Genomic DNA, 21,231 nt, shown 5'->3' on the forward strand with positions numbered 1-21,231 from the left:
GACCGCCGCGGCCTACACTTGGCGCATGCAAACCGAATTCCTCATTCTCGGCGGCCTGGTGTGTGCCGTCCTCGTGCTGCAGCTGCTCGCGCTGCTGCGGCGTTCCGGCAACGGCGGCCTCGAACAGACCCTGCGCGAGGAAGCGCGGGTCGGCCGCAGCGAACTGCGTGAGCAGCTCGAAGGCCTGGGCCGCCAGCAGGATGCCCGGCTGGAGAGTTTCGCGCGCGCGCTGACCGATCTCTCCACCCGCACCGACCAGCGCCTGGACCTGCTGCGCGATGCGCTCGGTGAAGACGCGCGCAAGGCACGCGAGGAAAGCACGCTCAGCCAGCAGCGCACCGGCGACCTGCTGGCACTGCGCATGCAGGAAGTGCGTGCGCAGCTGGAAGCATTCGGGCAACAGCAGCAGGCGCGCATTGAAGCGTTCGGCCAGCAGCTGGTGGACCTGACCACGCGCACCGACAGCCACATGGCCGCGCTGCGCCAGGCCCTGGCCGAAGACGCGCGCCTGGGCCGCGAGGAAACCGGGCAGTCGCAGCAGCGCCTGGGTGAATCGCTGGGCCTGCGCCTGCAGGAAATGACCCAGCGCAACGAGCAGCGTATCGGCGAGATGCGCGCCACGCTCGAGCAGCAGCTCAAGAGCCTGCAGAGCGACAACGCCGAGAAGCTCGACCAGATGCGCGTGACCGTGGACGAGAAGCTGCAGACCACCCTGGAAACCCGCCTGGGTGCTTCGTTCCAGCTGGTCTCCGAGCGGCTGGAGCAGGTCCAGCGCGGGCTTGGCGAGATGCAGCAGCTGGCCACCGGCGTGGGCGACCTCAAGCGCGTGCTGACCAACGTCAAGAACCGCGGCAGCTGGGGCGAAGTGCAGCTGGACAACATCCTCGAGCAGACGCTCACCCAGGAGCAGTACGCGCGCGGCGTCAAAGTGCGCCCGGACAGCAACGAGATCGTCGATATCGCCGTGCGCCTGCCGGGCCGCGGCCATGAAGACACCCCGGTGTGGTTGCCGATCGATTCCAAGTTCCCGCGCGAGGATTACGAGCGCCTGCTCGATGCGCAGGAGCAGGGCGACGTCGAGGGCGTGCGCGTGCAGGGCGCGCAGCTCGAGCGCGCGATCCGCATCCAGGCCAAATCGATCTGCGACAAGTACATCGCCCCGCCACACACCACCGATTTCGCGGTGATGTTCCTGCCCACTGAAAGCCTGTACGCCGAAGTGATCCGCCGCCCCGGCCTGATCGACCTGCTGCAGCGCGACCACCGTGTGGTGGTGGCCGGCCCGACCACCGTGACCGCGCTGCTCAACAGCCTGCAGATGGGCTTCCGCACGCTGGCCATCGAACAGCGCTCCAGTGAAGTGTGGGGCCTGCTCGGTGCGGTCAAGAGCGAGTTCGGCAAGTTCGCCGGCATCCTGGAAAAGGCCGAGAAGCAGATCACCACCGTCGGCCGCAGCCTCGGCGAAGCCAGCCGCAAGACGCGCACCATCGAGCGCCGCCTGCGCAGCGTGGAAACGCTGGGCAGTGAACAGACCCAGGACCTGCTCGGCGACATGAGCGGCGAGGACGAGGACGTGGCCGGCGACGAAGCCAGCCCGCCGCAGGACTAAGCGCCGACGCCCTGCATGCACGCGATCGCGCATGCTGCGGGGCACGTCTTTTCCCTGCTTTCTCCCATCCTTCAAGGAACCGTCCATGCGCCTGCCCCTGATGCTGTCTCTCCTGTTCGCCCTGGCCGGGTGCAGCAGTGCCCCACCTGCAGACACCACCGCAGCGACACCGACAACGCCCAGCGCCGCCGAATGCACCGCCGCCGGTGGCAGCCTGCAGCCGCTGGGCCGCCTGCAGCGCGTGCAGTGCGTGGTGCCCTACGCCGATGCCGGCAAGGTCTGCAGCGCCAAGGCCGACTGCAGTGGCCAGTGCCTGGCCACCAGTGATGTCGCGCCGGGAACGGCCGCGCGCGGCGTCTGCCAGCGCGATGTCAGCCAGAACTTCGGCTGCCGCCAGCGCATCGATGGCGGTGTGGCGATGGGCACGATCTGCGTCGATTGACGCCCCCCGGGCACGGCTATGCTGTGCCTCCCCTGATCCAACGCAAGGAATCTGCAGTGAGCCAGACCGTCTACGACATCCCCGTGACCACCATCGAAGGTCAGCCGACCTCGCTGGCCGACTACCGCGGCAAGGTGCTGCTGGTCGTCAACGTCGCCTCCAAGTGTGGCCTGACCCCGCAGTACGAAGGCCTGCAGGCGCTGTACGCCGACAAGCAGGCCGCCGGCCTGGAAGTGCTGGGGTTCCCGGCCAACAACTTCCTGGCCCAGGAGCCGGGCAGCGAAGCGGACATCCAGCAGTTCTGCCAGCTGGAATACAACGTCAGCTTCCCGATGTTCGCCAAGATCAGCGTGGCCGGTGAGGACACCCATCCGCTGTACCAGCAGCTGACCGCCGCGCAGCCGGCCGCCACCGGCGAAGGCCCGATGCGCGAGAAGCTGCAGGGCGCCGTGGCCAAGTATCCGGAGCTGGTGGTCAACGCCGCCCCGGGCGTGCTGTGGAACTTCGAGAAGTTCCTGATCGGCCGCGACGGCCAGGTCATTGCCCGCTTCGCCCCGGACGTGCCGGCCGACGATGCCCGCCTGGTGGCCGCGATCGACGCCGCGCTGGCGGCCTGATCGGCGGACCCGGAAACAAAAAAAAGCCCCGCTTCGGCGGGGCTTTTTCTGTGCTCGCACCACGACCAACGGTCGTGGTCTACCAACTCGGTAGGTACCGACCGTTGGTCGGTACTCCGATCAGTTACCCCAGTTCGGCATCGGCATCGCATCGACCGGAATCGGTGCGTCCGGATCGTCCTTGCCGCGCGCATGCTTGCCACGCAGGTCATTCTCGATCTGGTAGTTGCGGCGCTGCAGCCACGCATCACGGACCAGCGAGTACTCGTCCACGGCGTTGTCGCGCATGTCGTCCACTGCCAGCAGCTGCGACCGCATGTCCACCAGCTGCAGGCCCTGCAGGCCGATGCGGATCTTGTCCTCTTCGATCGTACGGATCGGCGAGAGCGGCATGTCGCCGGCCAGGCCGAACACGTCACGCACGGTACGCGGGCCGAAGAACGGCAGTTCCACGTAGCGCGAACGGCGCCAGCCCCACGTGCCCAGGGTCTGGCCGAAGTCTTCCTTGCGACGCGGCACCATCGCCTTGCTGGCCGGATCGAACAGACCGCCGATACCCAGCGTGGAGTTCATCAGGAAACGGCCCAGGCTGTCCCAGGCGTCGTCCGGACGGCCCTGCAGCAGCTGGTTGGTGATCGTCACCGGCGCGCGCAGGTTGCTGAAGAAGTTGCTCACGCCGGTGCGTGCGAAGCGTGGCACCACGTTGGTGTAAGCCACCGCCAGCGGGCGTGCGACCGCACGGTCGACCACGTTGTTGAAGCTGTGCACCTTGCGGTTGAACGGTTCCCACGGATCGTACGGCGCGCCGGTGGGCTCGGTGCCGTCCGCGGTCGGGGCCGGGCCGCCGTACAGCGCGGCGAAGTCGTCCTCGGCGTTGGTCGGCGCGGTGCCGCCGGTGACCGGTGCGGTCGCCGGATCGGTGCTGGCCTGCGTTGCTTCGGTGGCCGTGTCGGCGCCGGCCTCGGCCGGTACCGCATCGGTGTTGGCCACATCGGCGGCCGCCGCCGCCGCCGGGGCGACCTCGACGCTGACCGGTGCGCTGTCGCGTGCCGGCTTGCCGGCACAGGCGCTCAGGGCCAGCGCCAGCACAAGGAGGGGGAGGGTGCGTATGACGTTCATGTCAGCTCGCCGCAGAAAAGGCATGGAAATCCAGGGTGGGTGCCAGCCGGTAGGCGGCACTGAGGTCGGTGAAACCGTCCGGGCTGCCGACGATCGTCGGCGTTGTCCCGTTTGCACGCAGGCGTGCGGCCAGCTCGGCCAGCAGCGCCAGACCGGCGCTGTCGAGCCGGCTCACTGCCGCCAGATCCACCTGCTGCACGCCGTCCAGCGCGGTCAGCGAGGGCCACAGGGCCGTCACCGCCGCGCGGTCGAGCGGCCCGCTGAACACCAGCGAGCTGCCGTTGCGCTGCACGCTGGCGTTGTTACTTGCCACGCGGGGCCTGCCCGGCCTGCATGCTGCCGTTGCGCAGTTCGGTGGCCACCTGCTGGATCGACTTCTGGCGCAGGGGGGCGTCGAACTGGGTCTTGAAGGTCTGCACGTAGGAGATGCCTTCGATCATCACATCGAAGATCTTCCACTGGCCGTTGACGTTGCGCATCAGGTAGTCGACCGGGGTCGGCTCGTTGCCGGCGCGGATCAGCTCGGTGGACACGCGCACGCCGCGGTTGCCCGGCAGCGGCGACTCGCTCTTCAGGCGGAAGGTCGGCTTGCCCTGGATCTCGAGCAGCGCCGAACCGTAGCGCTGCATCAGGTTGTCGGCCATCGCATCGGCGAACAGCTTGACGTCGGCATCGGACGCGCCGCGGCCGTGCACGCCCAGCACCAGGCGGGCGGCGTAGTCGCGGTCGAAGGTCTTGTTGAGCTCGCTGTTGATGAAGTCACGCAGCACGGCCGGGTTGGCCCGGAACTCGGTGCGGCGCTGCTGCAGCGAGGTCAGGATGCGGGTGCTGGCGTCCATCACGGCCTTGCTGGCCTGGCCCTGCTGGGCGGCAGCGGCCGCCGGGGCCGCCTGGGCGAAGGAGAGCGAGGGCGTGGCGGCGAGCAGGGCCGAGGCCAGCAGCGCCGGGATCAGGGTCTTTTTCATGGTTGCGGTTCCGTTGCAGGCGCGGGCGCGCCGTTGCCATCGTGGGAGTCAGCGCCACCGGTGTTGGCCGGACCGCTGAACATGTACTTGCCGACCAGCTGGAGCAGGTCCACCGCCGGCTGGGTGAAGACGATCTCGTCGCCGGACTTGAGCACGTCCGGATCTCCGCCCGGCTGCAGTCCGATATAGCTCTCGCCGAGCAAACCGCTGGTGAAGATGCCGGCCGAGGTGTCGGCGGGCAGATCCTTGAACTTGCCGTCGAGCTTGAGGGTCACGATCGAGTCGAACTTCTGGGGATCCAGTTCGATGCCCGAGACCTGGCCGATGGTGACGCCGCCGATCTTGACCGGGGCCTGCTTGCGCAGCTGGCCGATCTGGGTGAAGCGCGCCTTGAGTTCGTAGCCGCTGCCACCGGTGCCCCACCGTTGATTGGTGGAGGCCACGGCCAGCACCAGCAGCGAGGCCAGCGCCAGCAGCAGGAACGCGCCGACGGAAAATTCGAGTCTGGGACCGCGGATGGCCATGGGATATCTCACTGTTCTTTGTCAGGTGCCTGGACAGGTGTCCGGGCGGGAAGTCTTTGCGTACCGAAGAAGCGCACCGAAGAAGCGTACCGACCAACGGTCGGTACCTACTGGAACATCATGGCGGACAGCACGAAGTTGAAGACCAGCACCAGCAGCGAGGCGTTGACCACCGCACGCGTGGTGGCGACCGAGGTGCCTTCGATGGTGGGTTCGGCATGGAAACCGACATAGGAGGCCACCAGGGCCGCCGTGCCGCCGAAGATCGCCGACTTCAGCATCGCCACGCCGAAGTCGTCCCAGAAGTCCACGCTGTTGCTCAGCGCCGACCAGAACACGCCATTGTCCAGGCCGAGCACGTGCACGGCCTCGAAGTAGCTGGCACTGATCGCCAGTGAACAGAAGATGCCGGTCAGCAGCGGAACGGTCAGTACCGCCGCCCAGAAGCGCGGGGCAACGACCTTGGCGACCGGGTCGATCGCCATCAGCTCCAGGGCCTTGATCTGATCGGTGGCCCGCATCAGGCCCAGCTCGGCGGCGATCGAGCTGCCGGCGCGGCCGATGAACAGCAGCGCGGTCAGCACCGGGGCCAGTTCGCGGTACAGCGACAGGCCAAGCAGGGTGGACAAGGCGTCCGCAGCACCGAAGGTGGTCAGCGTGCGGTAACCCTGCAGGGTCAGCACCAGGCCCACGAAGGCACCGCCCACGGCGATGATCGGCAGCGAACGTGCGCCGATCTTGTAGATCTCGCGGGTCAGCTCGGCCAGGAAATCGGCGGTCGGCAGCGAGCCGCGCAGCACCGTCAGCGAGAACAGGCCGGCGCGACCGAGCGAGCGGGTGGCGTCAACGAACGGCATCAGGCAACCCTCGCACGCGGTGCGGCATCAAACGGGATCGGGCCGTCCGGCTCACCATGCAGGAACTGCCGCAGCAGCGGGTCCTGGCTGGATTCGAGCGCGGCCGGGCTGCCCTGGAACACGATGCCGCCGTTGGCGATCGCGATCACCTGGTCGCAGATCGGCAGGGTCTCGTGCACGTGGTGGCTGACGATGATGCTGGTCAGCCCCAGACTGTGGTTGAGGCGCTGGATCAGGCTCATGATCACGCCCGAGGCGATCGGGTCCAGCCCGGTCAGCGGCTCGTCGTAGATCATCAGCGGCGGGTCCAGTGCCAGCGCGCGGGCCAGGGCCACACGGCGCGCCATGCCGCCGGACAGCTCGCGCGGCCAGGCATCGGCAGCGGCCAGCAGGCCGACCGCGTGCAGCTTCATCTGCACCAGGCGGCGCAACACGGGCTTGGGCAGGCGGGTGTGGGTGCGCAGCGGCAGGGCCACGTTCTCGGCCACGGTCAGATCGGTCAGCAGGCCGTTGCCCTGCAGCAGCACGCCCACGCTCTTGCGCATCTCCAACAGCGCGCGTGCGCCGGTCGGGATGGGCTGGCCGAACAGGGTGACCTCGCCGGCAACCGGCCGCAGCTCACCGGTCAGCGCGGCCAGCAGGGTGGACTTGCCACTGCCCGACGGGCCGAGCACGGCGGTGATGCTGCCGCGCGGAACGGTCAGCGAAACGTCGCGCAGGATCGTACGTCCGCCGCGGTCGATGCGGACGTTGGACAACTGCACCACACTCTCTTCGGAAACCGTCATGGGCGCCATTAACAAAATTCCAACGTTGTAAGATCGTGGTGAACGGCTGAACATAACCGAACTGCACCGTGCAGTATTGTCGCACGGGCAGGTGAGGGCAGCGCCCCGACGGCCACGCCGTGGGCTGCAACACAGCGTGTCGGGCCGGTATCGGCCATGGCCTCTTCCGTGTCCTGACACCCGTCAGCGCTGCGTTCGTGCGCGGGCTGCGGCACACTCCTGCGATGACCGACGCCGCTTCAGACTTCCGCCTGTACCACTCCAACTCGCTCGATGTGCTGGCCGCCCTGCTGGCCACGACGCTGCGCACGCCCGTGCCGGGCCAATCGATCCTGGTGCCGGAGGTGGTCCTGATCCCGCAGGTCGCGATGCGCCGCTGGCTGCAATCGACCCTGGCGGCCGAGTATGGCATTGCCGCCAATCTCGAGTTCCTCACCCCCGGCGAGCTGGTCGCCCGCGCCCTCAACGCCAACGTGCCCGGCGAACATGACGATCTCAATGCCGAGGGCCTGCGCTGGGGACTGTATGCCGCGCTGCGCGACCCGGTGCTGATGGCGCAGCCGCCGATGGCGGCCCTGCAGGCCTACCTGTCCGCGGCCGATCCGCTCAAGCCGTGGGCGCTGGCCGCCGAGCTGGCGGCGGTGTTCGAGAAGTACCAGGCCTGGCGTCGCGATTGGCTGCTGCGGTGGGAGGCCGGCGCGGCACCGAACGACCCGCAGGCGATCCTGTGGCGGCATATCGCCAGCGGCAAGCAGTACCGTGCGCGCCGCATCGATGCCTATCTCGCCCGTTTCGAGGGCGCGGGCCAGCCGCTTCCGCAGGGCCTGCCGGCGCGGGTGTTCGCCTTCGCCACGCTCAACATCTCCCCGGACGTGCTGCGGGTGATGGCCACCCAGGCGCGGGTCGGCACGATGCACTTCTATCTGCCCACGCCGACCCAGGCCTACTGGGGCGATCTGCAGACGCTGGGCGAGAAGCTGCGCAGTGGCGCGCCCGATCCGTTCGGCGAGGCGGCCGGCGAGAACCGCCTGCTGCAGGCCTGGGGCGCGGCGGGCCGCGACTTCATGGCGGTGCTGGGCAGCTACGAGGTCGTGCACCCCTCCGGTGAGATCGCCGCCTACGACGATCCCGAAGAGGACGCGCGCCCGGACATGGACGCCGGTGGCCTGTCCGACAGCCTGCTGCATCGCCTGCAGCGCGACCTGTTCCACCGCCGCGGGCAGCCCGCCGGCCCTCTGCGCGAGGCACTGCGCTACGACGACCCGAGCCTGCAGGTGCATGCCTGCCATACCCGCCTGCGCGAGCTGCAGGTGCTGCACGACCAGCTGCGCGGCCTGCTCCAGGACCCGCGCTTCGATCCGCCGCTGCAGGCGCGCGACATCGCGGTGCTGGCGCCGGACATCGATCCCTACGTGCCCTACCTGGAAGCGGTGTTCGGCGGGCGCGGCGGCGGCGATGACCACATTCCCTATGCGCTGGCCGACACCAGCCCGCTGGCGGGTGAACCCCTGGCCGATGTGTTCGTGCACCTGCTCGGGTTGCCGGTCTCGCGCTTTGGCTTGAACGAAGTGCTGGATCTGCTCGCCAGCGCGCCGCTGGCCGAAGCGGCCGGTCTGGATGCGGCGGCGTTCGACCGCCTGCACGATTGGCTGCAGGCCGCCGGCGCACGCTGGGGGCTGGATGCGACCCATCGCGGCCAGCACCAGGCCCCGGTCGATGATGCCTTCACCTGGCAGTTCGCACTCGATCGCCTGCTGCTCGGCCATGCCAGCGGCAGCGACGGCGACATCGCCGGGGTCGCGCCGTGGCCGGAGCTGGAAGGCAGCGCGCTGGATGCGCTGGACCGCCTGCTCGGCCTGCTGCGGGTGCTGGCGCGCTACCAGAAGGCGTTGGGAGAGGCGATGTCGCCTGGCCAGTGGCGGCAGCGTCTGCTGGGGCTGCTCGATGCGCTGCTGCCGGCGCCGCCGCAGGCCGCCAACAGCCAGCGCGCGCTGGAGCGGCTGCGCAAACTGATCAACGAGTTCGCCCGTGACGCCGACATCGCCGGCTTCGAGGGCGACGTGCCGCCGGAGGTGCTGCGCGCGCATTTCGCCGGCGTGCTTGCCCAGGCCGATACACGTGCGCCGCTGCTGACCGGCGGCGTCAGCTTCGGGCGGATGGTGCCGATGCGCCTGCTGCCGTTCCGGGTGATCTGCGTGCTGGGCCTGAACGATGGCGATTTCCCGCGCCGCGACCCGGCTGCCGGGCTCAACCAGCTCACCGCCGAACTGGGCACCGACAAGCGCCGGCATGGCGACCGTTCGCTGCGCGAGGACGACCGCTTCCTGTTCCTGCAGCTGTTCGCCTCGGCGCAGGACGTGTTCTACCTGAGCTACCTGGGCGCCGATCCGCGCGATGGCAGCGTGCGCGAACCCTCGGTGCTGGTCAGCGAGCTGATCGATGCCGCTGCCGAGTACCACCTGGATCCGCCCGCGGCGGCCAAGCGGATGACGGTGCGGCACTCGCTGCAGCCGTTCGCCCCGGCGGCATTCGGTGGCGGTGAGGAACCGCGACGTTTCAGCTACCGCCAGCAATGGCACCCGGCTGCCGGCTCGCTTGGCGGCGCACGGCGCGCGCTGGCACCCTGGTTCGCACGGCCCCTGCCGCCGATGGACAGCGTTGCGGGCGAGGCCGAACTTAGCGTGGATGCGCTGCGTCGCTTCCTCACCGATCCGGCCAGCCAGTTCCTCTCGCAACGGCTCGGCCTGCGCCTGCCCGACGACGTGGACAACGCCGAGGATGTGGAGCCGCTGGTGATGGCGGCGCGCGGTGGCGATACCGTACTGCTGCAGCAGGCGGTGATCGAGGCCACCCTCGACGAGGAGGCCGCGCCGCTCTACCCCCGGCTGCGCGCGCGTGCGCTGCTGCCCTCCGGTGCACTGGGCGAGCGTCAGTTCGCGCTGCTGCAGGCGCAGACCGAACCCTACGCACAGGCGCTGGCGCGGTGGCAGGCCGGTACCGCTGCCGGCAGCCGCCGCTACGACGTGGATATCGACGGGGTGCGCCTGCATGGCCGGGTCGAGGGCCTGCACCCGCATGGCCTGGTGCGCCTGCGCCCGGGCCCGCTCACTGGCCGCGCCGCGATCCGCCAGGGCCTGGACTGGCTGCTCGCCAACGCCGCCGGTGACCCGCAGCCACTGGTCCAGTTCCACGACGCGGGCGATGACGGGCTCGGCCCGCACACGCTGCCGCCGCTGGAGGCCGAACGCGCGCACGAGGTATTGCGGCGCCTGCTGCAGCTGCGCAGCGAGGGGCTGCGCGCGCCGCTGTTGTATGGCCCGTCCACGGGCTGGGTGCTGTACACCGCCGCCGAGGCCAAGCGCGAAGCCGAGGGCCGCGCCAAATGGCACGGCAGCGATCGCACCTGGGGCGAATCCACGGGCGCCGGCTACCCGCTTGCGTTGCGCGGGCACGATCCGTTCGCCAGCGCGGACAGCTACCGGCAATTGCTGCACAACAGCTTCGTGGTGTTCACCGCGGTGCGCGAAGGCCGGGTCTTCCCGGGCTTTGACGAGGAAGGAGCCCTGCGATGATCGACCACGACCTGCTCAACGATCCCTACCTGGCGCTGCCGCTGGAGGGCGTGCGCCTGATCGAGGCCAGCGCCGGTACCGGCAAGACCTTCACCCTGGCCACGCTGTTCACCCGGCTGGTGGTGGAGAAGGGCTGGCGCATCGGCCAGATCCTGGCGGTCACCTTCACCGATGCCGCGACGCAGGAACTGCGCAAGCGCATCCGCGAGCGCCTTGCCTTGGCCGCACAGCTGGTCGAGCGCGCGCCGAGCGAACAGGACAGCCCGGAGGTCGTCCTGACCCGGGTGATCCTGCACCGCCAGCTCGCCCTCGGTGAAGAAACGCCGGCCGCGCTGGCGCGTCGGCTGCAGACCGCGGCCGACGAAATCGACCTCGCCTCGATCTTCACCATCCATGGCTTCTGCACCCGCGTGCTGCGTGAGCATGCCCTGGAGAGCGGACATACCTTCGATCCGCCGACCCTGCTGCCGAGCGAACGCGCGCTGCACGAGGAACTCGCCGCCGACCTGTGGCGGGTGCATGCCAACGACCCGGCCACGGTCGATGCGCTGACCTGGCTGTGGTCCTCGCCCGAGGCGTTGGCCGGCGATCTCGCCACGCTGATCAAGCCGTTGCCGCTGTTGCCGGCGCGACCCACCCACAGCGTCGACGACCCCGCGCCGCAGCTGCGGCTCGCCGCGGCCGCGCTGGCCGAGGCGATCGAGACCCACGCCGAACACGCGCAGGCGCAGATCGCCGTCGCCTTCGATCGCAAGATCTTCGACGGTCGCCGTGCCAAACGGCCCAGCTTCGACAAGGCCTTCGGCGAGCTGTTCGCCGGCCGCAGCGCGCAGCACTGGCCGCGCGGCGACAAGAGCCACCTGGGCAAGCTGCTGCCAGTGCAGCTGCTGGCCTTCTGCAAGGACGGCATGGACGGCCAGTGCCCGGTCTCGCCGCTGTTCGATGCACTGCAACGCTGGTGGCACGCCGCCGACGCGCGCGAGCAGTGGCTGCGCCAGCAGGCCACCGCGTTCCTGCATGACCTGCGCGATGAAGCGCGTGCGCGCCTGGCCGAGCTCAAGCGGATCGGACGCGTGCAGACCTACGATGACCTGATCGACGGTGTCGCCGATGCACTCGACGGCCCGCACCGCGCCACCCTGGTGCAGCAGCTGCGCGCGCAGTACGCGATCGCGCTGGTGGACGAGTTCCAGGATACCGACGACCGCCAATGGGGCATCTTCCAGCGCGTGTTCGGCGATTCGCAGGAGACCCGCGAGGCCGGCCTGGCACCGGCGCTGTTCCTGATCGGCGATCCGAAGCAGGCGATCTACGGTTTCCGCGGCGGCGATATCCACACCTACCTCAAGGCCAAGCGCCAGGCCGATGCAGCGCCTGCGCTGGACCGCAACTTCCGCTCGCGTCCGGCGGTGCTGCACGCGATCGAAGCGCTGTACGCCAATGCCGGCGAACGTGCCTTCCTCGAAGCCGACATCGCCTTCGAGCCGGTGCACCCCGGCAGCACCCGCGTGGATGCGGATTTCCTGCGCGACGGGATTCCCGCACCCGGCCTGACCGTGCGCGTGCTGCACAACACCGAGGCGGGCGATCTCAAGGCCGATCCCTCGCGCCAGCAGGCCAGCGACGCCTGTGTCGCCGCGATCCACCAGATCCTCGGCGAGGCCCGGCAAGGGCGCGCGCTGCTGCGCGACGTGCCGGTGCAACCCGGCGACATCGCGGTCCTGGTGCGCTCGCACAAGGAGGCCACGCGCATCCAGCAGGCGCTCGGTGCGGTGGGCATTCCCGCCGTCGCCGCGGGCAAGCAGAGCCTGTACGCCACGCCCGAGGCACACGACCTGCGCCTGCTGTTGCTGGCCCTGCTGCAGCCGGCCGATGAAGGACGCCTGCGCGCGGCGCTGTCGACCGTGCTGCTTGGCGAAGATGCCGAGGCGATCGACGCGCTGGAACGCGAAGGCGATGCGCAGCGCTCGTTCCAGGTGCGGTTGCTGGAATGGCGCGAGCGCTGGCAGCGCGGCGGTCCGTTCGCGGTGATCGCCGATCTCTGCGCCGAACATGCCGAGCGCCTGCTCGGTCTGCTGGATGGCGAGCGCCGCCTGACCAACTACCTGCAGCTGGGCGAACTGCTGCAGCAGGCGGCCGGGCAGACCCTGGGCATGCACGGCCTGCTCGACTGGCTGCAGGTGCAGATGGCGCATGCCGACCAGAACGACGAGCAGCAGCTGCTGCGCCTGGAATCGGATGCGCGCCGCGTGCAGATCATCACCCTGCACAAGAGCAAGGGCCTGGAGTATCCGCTGGTGTTCCTGCCGTTCGTGGGCATCGGTGGTGGCGCGCCGAACACCGAGGCCAACTGCACGGTATACGCCAACGGCCGCCGCGAGCTGCACTGGAAGCTGGACAAGGACGACAGCTGGAGCGCGGCCAGCACGCGCAGCGCGCAGGAACAGGAGGCCGAAGACGCGCGCCTGCTCTACGTCGGGTTGACCCGCGCCGAGCACGCGCTGTGGATCGCCGCCGGCGATCTCGCCGGCCTGGCGAAGACCCGCCTGGCACCGATGCTGTCGAACATCGCCGCCCTGCGTGACCACCCGGACATCGCCGTGATCGAAGGCCCGGTGGAGACCCGGCCGGCACAGCTCGCCTTCGAACGCGAGGGCGAACTGCCGCCGGTGCGCGCGCTGACCCGCCGCGTCCCGCACGACTGGTGGGTGTACAGCTTCACCCAGCTGGCGCATGCCGATGCGGGCCACGACACCGATGCCGCCGCGACCGAAGTGCCGGCCCCCGCCGCCGATGAACCGGCCGGCGTGGACCTCACCCTGGACGCCGAGCAACCGGCTGTGCCTTTGGAAGAGATCGACCCGCGGTTCATGGGCAGCCGCTTCGGCAATGTGCTGCACGATGCACTGGAAAACACCGATTTCGCGGTGTGGGGCGGCTGGCATGCCGGGCAGCCCGCACCCGGCGAGGAGGCCGAGGTCCTGCGTGCTTCGCTGCGCGTGGAAGGCTATGCCGAGCAAGACCTGGACGATGGCGTGGCCATGTTGACCGCGCTGGTCGGCCAGACCCTGACCGTGCCCTTGCCGGAAGGCGGCGCACTGCACGACCTGCCGGCCGATGCACGGCGCGCCGAGATCGAGTTCCACTTCGCGATGCAACCGACCGCCGTTCCCGCCCTGCTGGCCCTGCTGCACGCGCACGGACTGGTCCGTGATCGCCATGGCTTCGGCACCCGCCGGCGGCTGGAGGGCCTGATGACCGGCAAGATCGACCTCACCTACGTGCGTGCGGACCGCTGGTACGTGCTTGATTACAAATCCAATCGCCTGTCCGGCTACGACGCAGCCCGGCTGGCCAGCGCCATGCAGCACAGCGAGTACGACCTGCAGGCGCTGATCTACACCGTGGCATTGCATCGCTGGCTGCGCTTCCGGCTGGGTGCGCAGTACGACTACACGCGCGACATGGGCGGCATCCGCTATCTGTTCTGCCGCGGCCTGGATGCAGGCCGCGACGACAGCCCCGGCCTGTACGCGCATCGCTTCGATCCTGCTCTGGTGGACGCGCTGGATGCGCTGTTCGCGGGTGGCGAACACGCCCAGGCCCGCATGGCCGCGCGCGCACGGGGGGACGCATGAGCCTGCTCACCACGCTGTACCGCGGCAACGCGCTGCGCACACTCGATCATGCACTGGCGCAGAGCCTGCGCCGGTTGCGCCCGGACACGCCCGAGGCGGTGCTGCTCGGTGCTGCACTGGCGTCGCTGGCGGTCTCGGAAGGCCATGCCGGCCTGGATCCGGGCCAGCCGCAGCGGCTGATCGACGCCGAGATCGAGTGGCCCGCGCCCGGGGGTTGGCTGGCGCAGCTGCGCGCCTCGCCGTGGGTGGAGGTGCCCGGCGCAGACGACGTGGTCGCCGGCGATGCACCGCTGGTGCTGGAGAACGGGCTGCTCTATCTGCGCCGCTACCGCGAATACGAACGTCGGCTGGCGCAGGGCCTGCAACGCATCGCCACGCATCCGCTGGCGCAGGCCGATCCCGGTACCTTGGCCACCCTGTTTGGCCAGCTGTTCCCGCAGGCGCGCGAGGGCATCGATCACCAGGCGCGTGCCGCGGCGGTCGCGCTGCGCCATCCGCTGGTGCTGGTGACCGGTGGTCCCGGTACGGGCAAGACCACCACCATCGCACGCCTGTTGGTGCTGCTGGCGGCCCAGGCGGTCCAGGCGGACCAGGCATTGCCACGGGTCGCGCTGGCCGCGCCCACCGGCCGCGCCGCCGAACGCATGGCCGAGAGCCTGCGCCTGGCCGTGCAGCGGCTGCGGCTGGTCGGCATCGCGCCGGCCCTGTGCGATGCGATGCCGAGCACCGGCACCACCCTGCATCGCCTGCTCGGGGTGATCCCGGATTCGCCGCGTTTCCGCCATCACGCCGACAACCCGCTGCCGTATGACGTGGTGGTGGTGGACGAGGCCTCGATGATCGATCTGCCGTTGATGACCAAGCTGGTCGAGGCGGTCGCCGATGGCAGCCGGCTGGTGCTGCTCGGCGATCCGGACCAGCTCCCCTCGGTGGAAGCCGGTGATGTGCTCAGTGCGATCCTGCGCGCCAGTGGCGATGGCCTGGGCACCCAGGCCGATGATGCGCAGGCATTGCGCGCGCTGCTGGCGCCCGACGCGCTGCAACCGCTGGCACCGCCACGCCGGTTCGCGGGCCGGCGCGTGCAGCTGCAGCGCGGCTACCGGCAGACCGACGCGCTCGATCTGGCGCCGTTGGCGCATGCCGTGCGCGAGGGCAACAGTGGCACCGCACTGGCGCTGCTGCGCGTGGGCACGCTGGCCGGTGTGCACTTCCACGAGGACCAGAGCGACCCGCTGCAGCATCATCGCGAGCACCTGCTCGGGCATTGGCGTGGCCTCGGCGAAGCCGTCGATCCCGGCGTCGCGCTGGCCAATGCCGGACGCATCCGCCTGCTCACCGCCGTGCGCGAAGGTCCGCAGGGTGCGCGCGGGCTCAACGCGCGCATCGAAGCCCTGTTGGCCGGTGTGCCGCGGCCGGGCATGGCGCCGGGCTATTTCCACGGTCGGCTGCTGCTGATCACTGAAAACAGCTACCGGCACCGCCTGTTCAACGGCGACATCGGCATCTGCCTGATTGATCGGCACGGCAGCGTCACGGCGTGGTTTCCCGGTGAGACGCCGGACCAGCCGCGCGGCTTCCATCCGGGTGCGTTGCCCGCACATGAGAGTGCGTTCGCCATGACTGTGCACAAGGCACAGGGCTCGGAGTTCGATGAGGTCTGGCTGCAGTTGCCACGGCGCGACAACCGCGTGCTCTCGCGTGAGCTGATCTACACGGGTATGACCCGCGCGCGGCAGTCGCTGCACGTGCTCGGCAGTGCGGACGTGTTGGAGGCCGCGTTGGCGCGGCATGCCAGCCGTTTGTCGGGCCTGGCGGCGCGCCTGCAGGGCGGCCAGGGGGACGCAGTGGCCGACGCCGTGGTGACGGCGCCGGCCCAGGGGCAGTTGTTCTAGCCCCGTCGCCGGTCTTACTCCGGAATCACCACGGTGCCATCGGGGAACACGATGGCGCCGTCACCGCTGACATCGAAGAAGCCCAGCTGGTGGGTGTTGGCCAGCACCTGCACCAGGCCGTGCGCGTTCTCGGCCACCTCGTCATCGAACGAGGCGTAGACCACGTGCTGGCCGATGCTGTAGTCGGTCACTTCCGGGCGGTCGTCTTCCTCATCGGACAGCGGGCCGTCCATCGGCGGGTAATGCTCGGCCAATGCGGCGAAGAATGCCTGCAGCGCCGGCACCGACACCTTCGGGTCGTCGTAGTCGTGCGTCTCGTTCCATTCGGTCTGCGCGTCATACCACTGCAGGAAGGCCTCGGCCTCGCGCGGGGCGACGGCGGGGTCGAACACCATCAGGTCGTAACTCATCGGAAATCACCTTGATCCATGCGCAAATGCATGCGTCAGGATAGCCCTGATCGGTGTGGGCCGGCCGGTCTGCGGCCAGGCCGGTTCAGCGCGGCGCGGGCAGGCCAGGGGCCGCTGCGGAGGGCTGGGCAGGGGTATCGACCACCGGCGCCTCGGGGAACAGGGCATAGCGCAGCCCGATCAGGCCCATCAGCGCTTCATCGCGGGCCTTGCCGGCCGCCACGGTCTGCACGCGCTTGAGCGAGGCCTCCAGCCGGGTCTGCAGCCCGGCCGGGGCAGGCACTGGCCGGCGCTGCGCGGCCTGGGCGCGGTAATGGCGGGCGATGTCGTCCAGGATCGCGTCGATCGCGGCCACGCTGGCCGGCGGCAGGCCATGCCGTGAGCGGCGCAGCTGCAGGATGTTCAGGCCGATCCGCGCTTCGGTGAGCATGTCCACCGAGGCGATGTCGCTGCCTTCCGGCGTCGCCGCCAGGCGCGGTGCCAGCAGGCCGAGCAGATCGAGCATGCGCGCGGCGAACTGCTGGCGGTCCTGCTGGCCACGGCCCTCGGCCGCATCGGCCAGCGTGTTCCAGCCTTGGCGTACCAGCCGGCGTGCGGTCCACTCGGCACCCACCGAGCGGAACAGCCGCGTCATCACCACCGCAAAGCCAATGCCGATGAACATCGCCACGGCCGAGTTGATGAAGCTCTGGATGTTGGCGCTGTAGGTGTTCTGCACGTTCAACAGCGCGACCAGGTTCACCGTGAGCGGCAGGCCGATCAATGCGGTCTTGGGCCGATGCAGCAGCAGGCCCAGCGGCAGGAAGATCACCGCTAGCACCAGCACCAGGCTGCCGAAGTCGTGTACGGCCGGGAAGATCCCGAACAGGTACACGCCGGCCACCAGGCTGGCCACGATGGCCCAGAGCAGGAAGGACAGCATGCTCGGCGCCGGATCATCCTGCGCGGCGAAGAACGCGGCGGCCACCGCGGCCATCATCGCGCCGTTGCCGCCGCCCTCCCAGCCGAGCCCGATCCACAGCACGCAGTACGTCATCAGGGCGACGCCGGCACTGGCGGCGGAGAACAGCGCCATGCCGTAGTCCACATGGCGCACGTGATCCACGCGCTGGGTGCGCACGCGGTAATGCGCGGTATCGCTCGGCGCGGTGCCGGCATCGATGGCGGCATGCAGGGTGGTGCAGTCCTGCCAGAGGTCGACCAGCTCTTCCAGCCGCAGCAGCAGGGTCACCAGCAGCAGGTGGTCCAGCTCACCATCCACCGCCGGCTTGAGCGCGACGATGCGTGCGCGCAGTGTGGCGTACGCACTGGCGCTGGAGCGGCCGGGCTGTTCCAGCCACTGGGCCAGATCGGCGATCAGCGTCTCCAGCCCGGGCGGCAGCGCACGGCCACCCGCACGCAACGCCCCGAGCCGGTCGGCGATCGAAGAGAGCACCGGCAGCATCAGCAGCATGCGCTCGCGTAGTCGCTCCATCGAGACCGCCGCGCCGGCATGGCGCGGATCATCGCGACGCATGAATTCGATCAGCGCCTCGAACTGGACCAGATCGGCGGCCAACCGGTTGCGCGGGCCATGCGCATGGCCGCGCGTCAGGATCTGCCGGCACCAGTCGGCCGCATCGCCCATCCAGCTGCCGATCCGCGAGCGCAGCATCGGCCGCACCGAGGCCGGGAAGAACAGCGAGGCGAACAGCACCGCCACCACCGTGCCGAGGATGATCTCCTCGCTGCGCGCCACCACGGTGTCGAAGATGGTGTCCGGCGAGGTCACCGCCGGGAAGCCGATGAAGGCGGTGGTGTACCCGGCCAGCAGGAACGCGTAGCCGCGCGGGCCGCGGTTGAGCAGGGCGATGAACAGACACCCGGACAGCCACAGCGACATCGCCGCGCTGAGCAGCAAGGGGGTTTCCACCAGGTGCGGCAGCATCCACAGCGTCGCCGCACCGGCGATCAGCGTGCCGAGGATGCGATAGGCGCCCTTGGCGCGGGTCGGGCCCAGCATCGGTTGGGTCACGATGTAGACCGTGGCCATCGCCCAGTACGGCCGCGAAAGATTGCCGGCCAGGCCGATGTACAGCGCCGCGATCGCCGCCAGGAAGGTCTTGACCGAGAACAACCAGGCCTGTCTGTCCAGCAGCAGCATGGCTTACCTCGCGGCCGTGCCGGTGGCGACGGCGTCGGCATTCCAGCCGCCGCCGAGCACCAGGAACAGCTGGATCTGGTCGCGCGAGACCTGCGCCTGGGCCTCGGCCAGGGTCGCATCGGCGCTGGCCAGGCTGCGGTCGGCATCCAGGCTGGCCAGGTAGGGCGTGCGCCCGCCCTGATAGAGGCGGCGGTTCTGGCTGGCGGCCAGGTCGGCCTGCTGCTGGGCCTGCTGCAGGAACTGCAGGCGCTGCAGATCCTGGGCATAGCGGCTCAGCGCGGTCTGGGTTTCGCGCAGGGCCTGCAGCACGCTGTGATCGAACTCGGCCAGCGCGGCGTCGGCGCCGGCTTCGGTGGCGTGGATGCGCGCATGCGTACCGGAAGAGGGCAGCGTCCAGGAAATCAGTGGGCCGATCGACCACTGCTGGGTCAGCGGCGTACCGAAGTCTTCCAGCAGGCCGGCGGCACCCACCGAGGCACCGAGGCGGATGTCCGGGTACAGCTCGGCGGTGGCCACCCCGATCCGCGCGGTGGCGGCGGCCAGTTTGCGCTCGGCCTGGCGGATGTCCGGGCGGCGCTGCAGCAGCGCGCGGCCATCACCGATCGGCAGCGCCTGCGCCAGGGTCGGGGCCTGGCTGCAGTCGCTCACGCCCTCGGGCAGTTGCCCCGGGGTGCGGCCGAGCAGGGCGGCCAGCTGGTATTCGGAGGCTTGGCGGTGCGCGCGCAGCGGCGGCAGCGCGGCCTGCAGCATCGCCACCTGGGCGTTGGCGCGGGCCAGCTCCGGCGGGGTGCCGCGGCCGGCCGTGATCAAGCGCTGGGTGACCTCGCGGCTGCGCTGCTGCAGCTGCAGCGAGTGCTCGGCCACGTGCAGCTCGTGGTTGGCGTGGCAGATGTCGACGTAGCTGCCGGCCACCTGCGCCACCAGCGACACGCGCGCCAGGTCCATCGCGGCGGCGGTGGCCTGCTCGTCGGCATGCGCGGCCTCGGAGGCGCGCTTGAGCTTGCCGAACAGATCGAACTGATAGGACACCGCGAATTTGCCGTCGGCCAGGTTGATCGGCGGCAGTTCGTGCTCCAGCAGGAACGATTCGGCGGACAGCTGCGCGCGGCTCACGCCGGCCTCGGCCTCGTACTCGAAGCCACCGGCATCCAGCGCCTGCTCGTACACGGCGGCGGCGCGGCGCAGGTTGGCATCGGCCACCTTCAGTTCCACGTTGTCGCGCAGCGCCTGCTGCACCAGCGCATTGAGGGTGTCGTCCTGGTACAGCTCCCACCAGCGCGCGGGCAGCGCGGCCCCAGCGGCGACCTGCGGGTTACCGGTCTCGAGGAAGGCGGCATTCGCCTCCGGCCGCTGGAAGGCGGACCCGGCCGGCACCGCATAGTCCGGGCCGACCGTGCGACACGCGGCCAGCGTGGTCAGGGCCAACCCCAGGGCGATGCGGTGCAGCGCCGGGCGGTTCACAGCGCCGTCCGTGCCGGTTGCGCCGGCGTGGCCGGGGCGGTGTCCGGCTGGATGGTGACCGTGGCGGTACGCCCGGCGATCAGGTTGACGCCGGCCGGCACGCGGTCGATATGGATGCGCACCGGGATGCGCTGGGCCAGCCGCACCCAGTCGAAGGCCGGGGTCACGTTCGGCAGCAGGCTGCTGCCTTCGCTGCGGTAACGGTCTTCGATGCCGGCGGCGATGCTCTGGACGTGGCCCTGCAGCGGCTGCGCTTCGCCCATCAGGCGGATGTCGACCTTCTGCCCGGCATGCACGCCCTGCAGGCGGGTTTCCTCGAAGTAGCCGTCCACGCGGAACGAGCCGGTATCGAGCACGGCCATCACCGGCCGCCCAGCGGTCACGTAGTCGCCGGCACGCACGGTGCGGTCGTTGACGTGGCCATCGCTGGGGCTGCGCACTTCGGTGCGGGCCAGATTGAGCTTTGCCAGATCCACGGCCGCCTGCGCGGTGGCCATCGAAGCCTGCGCGGCGAGCAGCTTGGCCCGGCGCACTTCGGCATCTTCTGCAGCGACCAGGTCCTGCAGGCTGCGGTCGCGGGCGATCTCGCGGCGCAGCTGGTCCAGCGTGGCGCGGCGCTCGCCCAAAGCGGCCTGGGACTGCTCCAGCGCGATCTCATAGCGCGCGCGATCGACCACGAACAGCACCTCACCGCGCTTGACCGGCTGGTTGTCGGCCACCTTCACTGCCTCCACCAGCCCGGACACGTCCGGCGCGACCTGGACCACGTCGGCACTGACGTGCGCATCGCGCGTCCACGGCTCATCCATGTAATAGGCCCACAGGTGGCGCAGCACCAGCACGGCGGCCACTACGGCCACGGCGGTCAATACGACCGGGAATGTCTGCTTGAGGATCTTGTTCACGATTGCATCCAACGCATCAGGGAAAACAACCCGCCGAGCACGATCACGTACACGGCCAGGTTGAACAGGGCGGGGTGCCAGATGTGGCGGTAGGCGCCGGTGCGCTGCAGGACCACGCGCAACCCGCTCTTGAGCAGGTAGGCAAGCAGCATCAGCCCGAGCAGGGTCGGGACGAACACACCATAGAGACTGAATTCACCGTACATCGAGGCAGAGGGTTCACTGGAAAAAGGTAGGCGACGACCGTGGGTCGTCGTACGTCATGCCGTCGCAGTACGACACCGGGCCG

17 protein-coding genes are annotated in these 21,231 nt (G+C 69.7%); 6 read left to right on the top strand and 11 right to left on the bottom strand.

Features of this window, described 5'->3' with window-relative positions; all coding sequences use genetic code 11:
- Positions 1 to 25: 25 nt before the first annotated feature.
- The 3 genes from rmuC (at position 26) to ABE546_RS04480 (ending at position 2,668) form a co-directional block, all read left to right on the top strand.
- Positions 26 to 1,609, top strand: a complete 1,584-nt coding sequence (gene rmuC / locus ABE546_RS04470) for a DNA recombination protein RmuC (protein ID WP_313211286.1) — start codon at positions 26 to 28, stop codon at positions 1,607 to 1,609.
- Between the two features lie 85 nt (positions 1,610 to 1,694).
- Positions 1,695 to 2,051, top strand: coding sequence for a hypothetical protein (locus ABE546_RS04475; protein WP_346462802.1), 357 nt, complete (start codon positions 1,695 to 1,697; stop codon positions 2,049 to 2,051).
- 56 nt (positions 2,052 to 2,107) lie between these two features.
- The gene (locus tag ABE546_RS04480) at positions 2,108 to 2,668 is read left to right on the top strand and encodes a glutathione peroxidase (RefSeq protein WP_088435249.1); all 561 of its coding nucleotides are present in this window, start codon (positions 2,108 to 2,110) and stop codon (positions 2,666 to 2,668) included.
- A gap of 120 nt (positions 2,669 to 2,788) precedes the next feature.
- Here the strand turns inward: ABE546_RS04480 and ABE546_RS04485 are convergent, their stop codons facing one another.
- From ABE546_RS04485 to ABE546_RS04510, 6 genes are all read right to left on the bottom strand, one after another.
- Complete coding sequence (locus tag ABE546_RS04485; RefSeq protein ID WP_346462803.1) at positions 2,789 to 3,787, bottom strand: VacJ family lipoprotein; 999 nt, start codon at positions 3,785 to 3,787, stop codon at positions 2,789 to 2,791.
- A 1-nt stretch (position 3,788) separates the two neighbouring features.
- On the bottom strand, positions 3,789 to 4,100 hold the full coding sequence (locus tag ABE546_RS04490) for an STAS domain-containing protein (protein ID WP_346462804.1): 312 nt from the start codon (positions 4,098 to 4,100) through the stop codon (positions 3,789 to 3,791).
- The gene (locus tag ABE546_RS04495; protein ID WP_019183995.1) at positions 4,090 to 4,752 is read right to left on the bottom strand and encodes an ABC transporter substrate-binding protein; all 663 of its coding nucleotides are present in this window, start codon (positions 4,750 to 4,752) and stop codon (positions 4,090 to 4,092) included. The genes ABE546_RS04490 and ABE546_RS04495 overlap by 11 nt, the downstream gene beginning before the upstream one ends.
- Positions 4,749 to 5,276, bottom strand: coding sequence for an outer membrane lipid asymmetry maintenance protein MlaD (gene mlaD, locus ABE546_RS04500; RefSeq protein ID WP_019183994.1), 528 nt, complete (start codon positions 5,274 to 5,276; stop codon positions 4,749 to 4,751). Before mlaD ends, ABE546_RS04495 begins: the two co-directional genes overlap by 4 nt.
- 107 nt (positions 5,277 to 5,383) lie before the next feature.
- The gene (locus tag ABE546_RS04505; protein ID WP_019183993.1) at positions 5,384 to 6,133 is read right to left on the bottom strand and encodes an MlaE family lipid ABC transporter permease subunit; all 750 of its coding nucleotides are present in this window, start codon (positions 6,131 to 6,133) and stop codon (positions 5,384 to 5,386) included.
- Positions 6,133 to 6,921: an ATP-binding cassette domain-containing protein gene (locus tag ABE546_RS04510; RefSeq protein WP_346462805.1), complete on the bottom strand. Its 789-nt coding sequence runs from the start codon at positions 6,919 to 6,921 to the stop codon at positions 6,133 to 6,135. Before ABE546_RS04510 ends, ABE546_RS04505 begins: the two co-directional genes overlap by 1 nt.
- Before the next feature lie 224 nt (positions 6,922 to 7,145).
- Here ABE546_RS04510 and recC point away from each other — a divergent pair, with 224 nt between their 5' ends.
- The 3 genes from recC to recD are packed head-to-tail and all read left to right on the top strand — an operon-like array spanning position 7,146 to position 16,023.
- A complete protein-coding gene (gene recC / locus ABE546_RS04515) occupies positions 7,146 to 10,493 on the top strand; it encodes an exodeoxyribonuclease V subunit gamma (protein WP_346462806.1) in 3,348 nt (1,115 codons plus the stop codon).
- Positions 10,490 to 14,131 (top strand): exodeoxyribonuclease V subunit beta, encoded by a 3,642-nt coding sequence (recB, locus tag ABE546_RS04520; RefSeq protein ID WP_346462807.1) that lies wholly within the window; start codon positions 10,490 to 10,492, stop codon positions 14,129 to 14,131. Before recC ends, recB begins: the two co-directional genes overlap by 4 nt.
- On the top strand, positions 14,128 to 16,023 hold the full coding sequence (gene recD / locus ABE546_RS04525; RefSeq protein WP_346462808.1) for an exodeoxyribonuclease V subunit alpha: 1,896 nt from the start codon (positions 14,128 to 14,130) through the stop codon (positions 16,021 to 16,023). Before recB ends, recD begins: the two co-directional genes overlap by 4 nt.
- A gap of 14 nt (positions 16,024 to 16,037) precedes the next feature.
- Here recD and ABE546_RS04530 read toward each other — a convergent pair whose 3' ends face one another.
- From ABE546_RS04530 to ABE546_RS04550, 5 genes are all read right to left on the bottom strand, one after another.
- Positions 16,038 to 16,433, bottom strand: a complete 396-nt coding sequence (locus ABE546_RS04530) for a hypothetical protein (protein ID WP_088435243.1) — start codon at positions 16,431 to 16,433, stop codon at positions 16,038 to 16,040.
- Positions 16,434 to 16,518: 85 nt separating this feature from the next.
- Positions 16,519 to 18,576, bottom strand: coding sequence for an FUSC family protein (locus ABE546_RS04535; protein ID WP_346462809.1), 2,058 nt, complete (start codon positions 18,574 to 18,576; stop codon positions 16,519 to 16,521).
- Between the two features lie 3 nt (positions 18,577 to 18,579).
- Positions 18,580 to 20,037 (bottom strand): efflux transporter outer membrane subunit, encoded by a 1,458-nt coding sequence (locus tag ABE546_RS04540; protein WP_313219794.1) that lies wholly within the window; start codon positions 20,035 to 20,037, stop codon positions 18,580 to 18,582.
- Entirely contained in the window at positions 20,034 to 20,942 is a 909-nt protein-coding gene (locus ABE546_RS04545; RefSeq protein ID WP_313211296.1) for an HlyD family secretion protein, read from the bottom strand. The genes ABE546_RS04540 and ABE546_RS04545 overlap by 4 nt, the downstream gene beginning before the upstream one ends.
- Entirely contained in the window at positions 20,939 to 21,148 is a 210-nt protein-coding gene (locus ABE546_RS04550; RefSeq protein WP_019183984.1) for a DUF1656 domain-containing protein, read from the bottom strand. Before ABE546_RS04550 ends, ABE546_RS04545 begins: the two co-directional genes overlap by 4 nt.
- Between the last annotated feature and the right edge of the window lie 83 nt (positions 21,149 to 21,231).

Source organism: Stenotrophomonas sp. TWI377 (assembly GCF_039674525.1).
Lineage (GTDB): Bacteria > Pseudomonadota > Gammaproteobacteria > Xanthomonadales > Xanthomonadaceae > Stenotrophomonas.

Excerpts from the sequence above, each read along its gene's own strand:
- rmuC (WP_313211286.1), top strand. The coding sequence starts at position 26 with ATGCAAACCGAATTCCTCATTCTCGGCGGCCTGGTGTGTGCCGTCCTC.
- ABE546_RS04485 (WP_346462803.1), bottom strand. The coding sequence starts at position 3,787 with ATGAACGTCATACGCACCCTCCCCCTCCTTGTGCTGGCGCTGGCCCTG.
- ABE546_RS04535 (WP_346462809.1), bottom strand. The coding sequence starts at position 18,576 with ATGCTGCTGCTGGACAGACAGGCCTGGTTGTTCTCGGTCAAGACCTTC.
- ABE546_RS04550 (WP_019183984.1), bottom strand. The coding sequence starts at position 21,148 with ATGTACGGTGAATTCAGTCTCTATGGTGTGTTCGTCCCGACCCTGCTC.
- mlaD (WP_019183994.1), bottom strand. The coding sequence starts at position 5,276 with ATGGCCATCCGCGGTCCCAGACTCGAATTTTCCGTCGGCGCGTTCCTG.
- recD (WP_346462808.1), top strand. The coding sequence starts at position 14,128 with ATGAGCCTGCTCACCACGCTGTACCGCGGCAACGCGCTGCGCACACTC.
- recC (WP_346462806.1), top strand. The coding sequence starts at position 7,146 with ATGACCGACGCCGCTTCAGACTTCCGCCTGTACCACTCCAACTCGCTC.
- ABE546_RS04495 (WP_019183995.1), bottom strand. The coding sequence starts at position 4,752 with ATGAAAAAGACCCTGATCCCGGCGCTGCTGGCCTCGGCCCTGCTCGCC.
- ABE546_RS04530 (WP_088435243.1), bottom strand. The coding sequence starts at position 16,433 with ATGAGTTACGACCTGATGGTGTTCGACCCCGCCGTCGCCCCGCGCGAG.
- ABE546_RS04505 (WP_019183993.1), bottom strand. The coding sequence starts at position 6,133 with ATGCCGTTCGTTGACGCCACCCGCTCGCTCGGTCGCGCCGGCCTGTTC.
- ABE546_RS04475 (WP_346462802.1), top strand. The coding sequence starts at position 1,695 with ATGCGCCTGCCCCTGATGCTGTCTCTCCTGTTCGCCCTGGCCGGGTGC.
- ABE546_RS04510 (WP_346462805.1), bottom strand. The coding sequence starts at position 6,921 with ATGACGGTTTCCGAAGAGAGTGTGGTGCAGTTGTCCAACGTCCGCATC.
- recB (WP_346462807.1), top strand. The coding sequence starts at position 10,490 with ATGATCGACCACGACCTGCTCAACGATCCCTACCTGGCGCTGCCGCTG.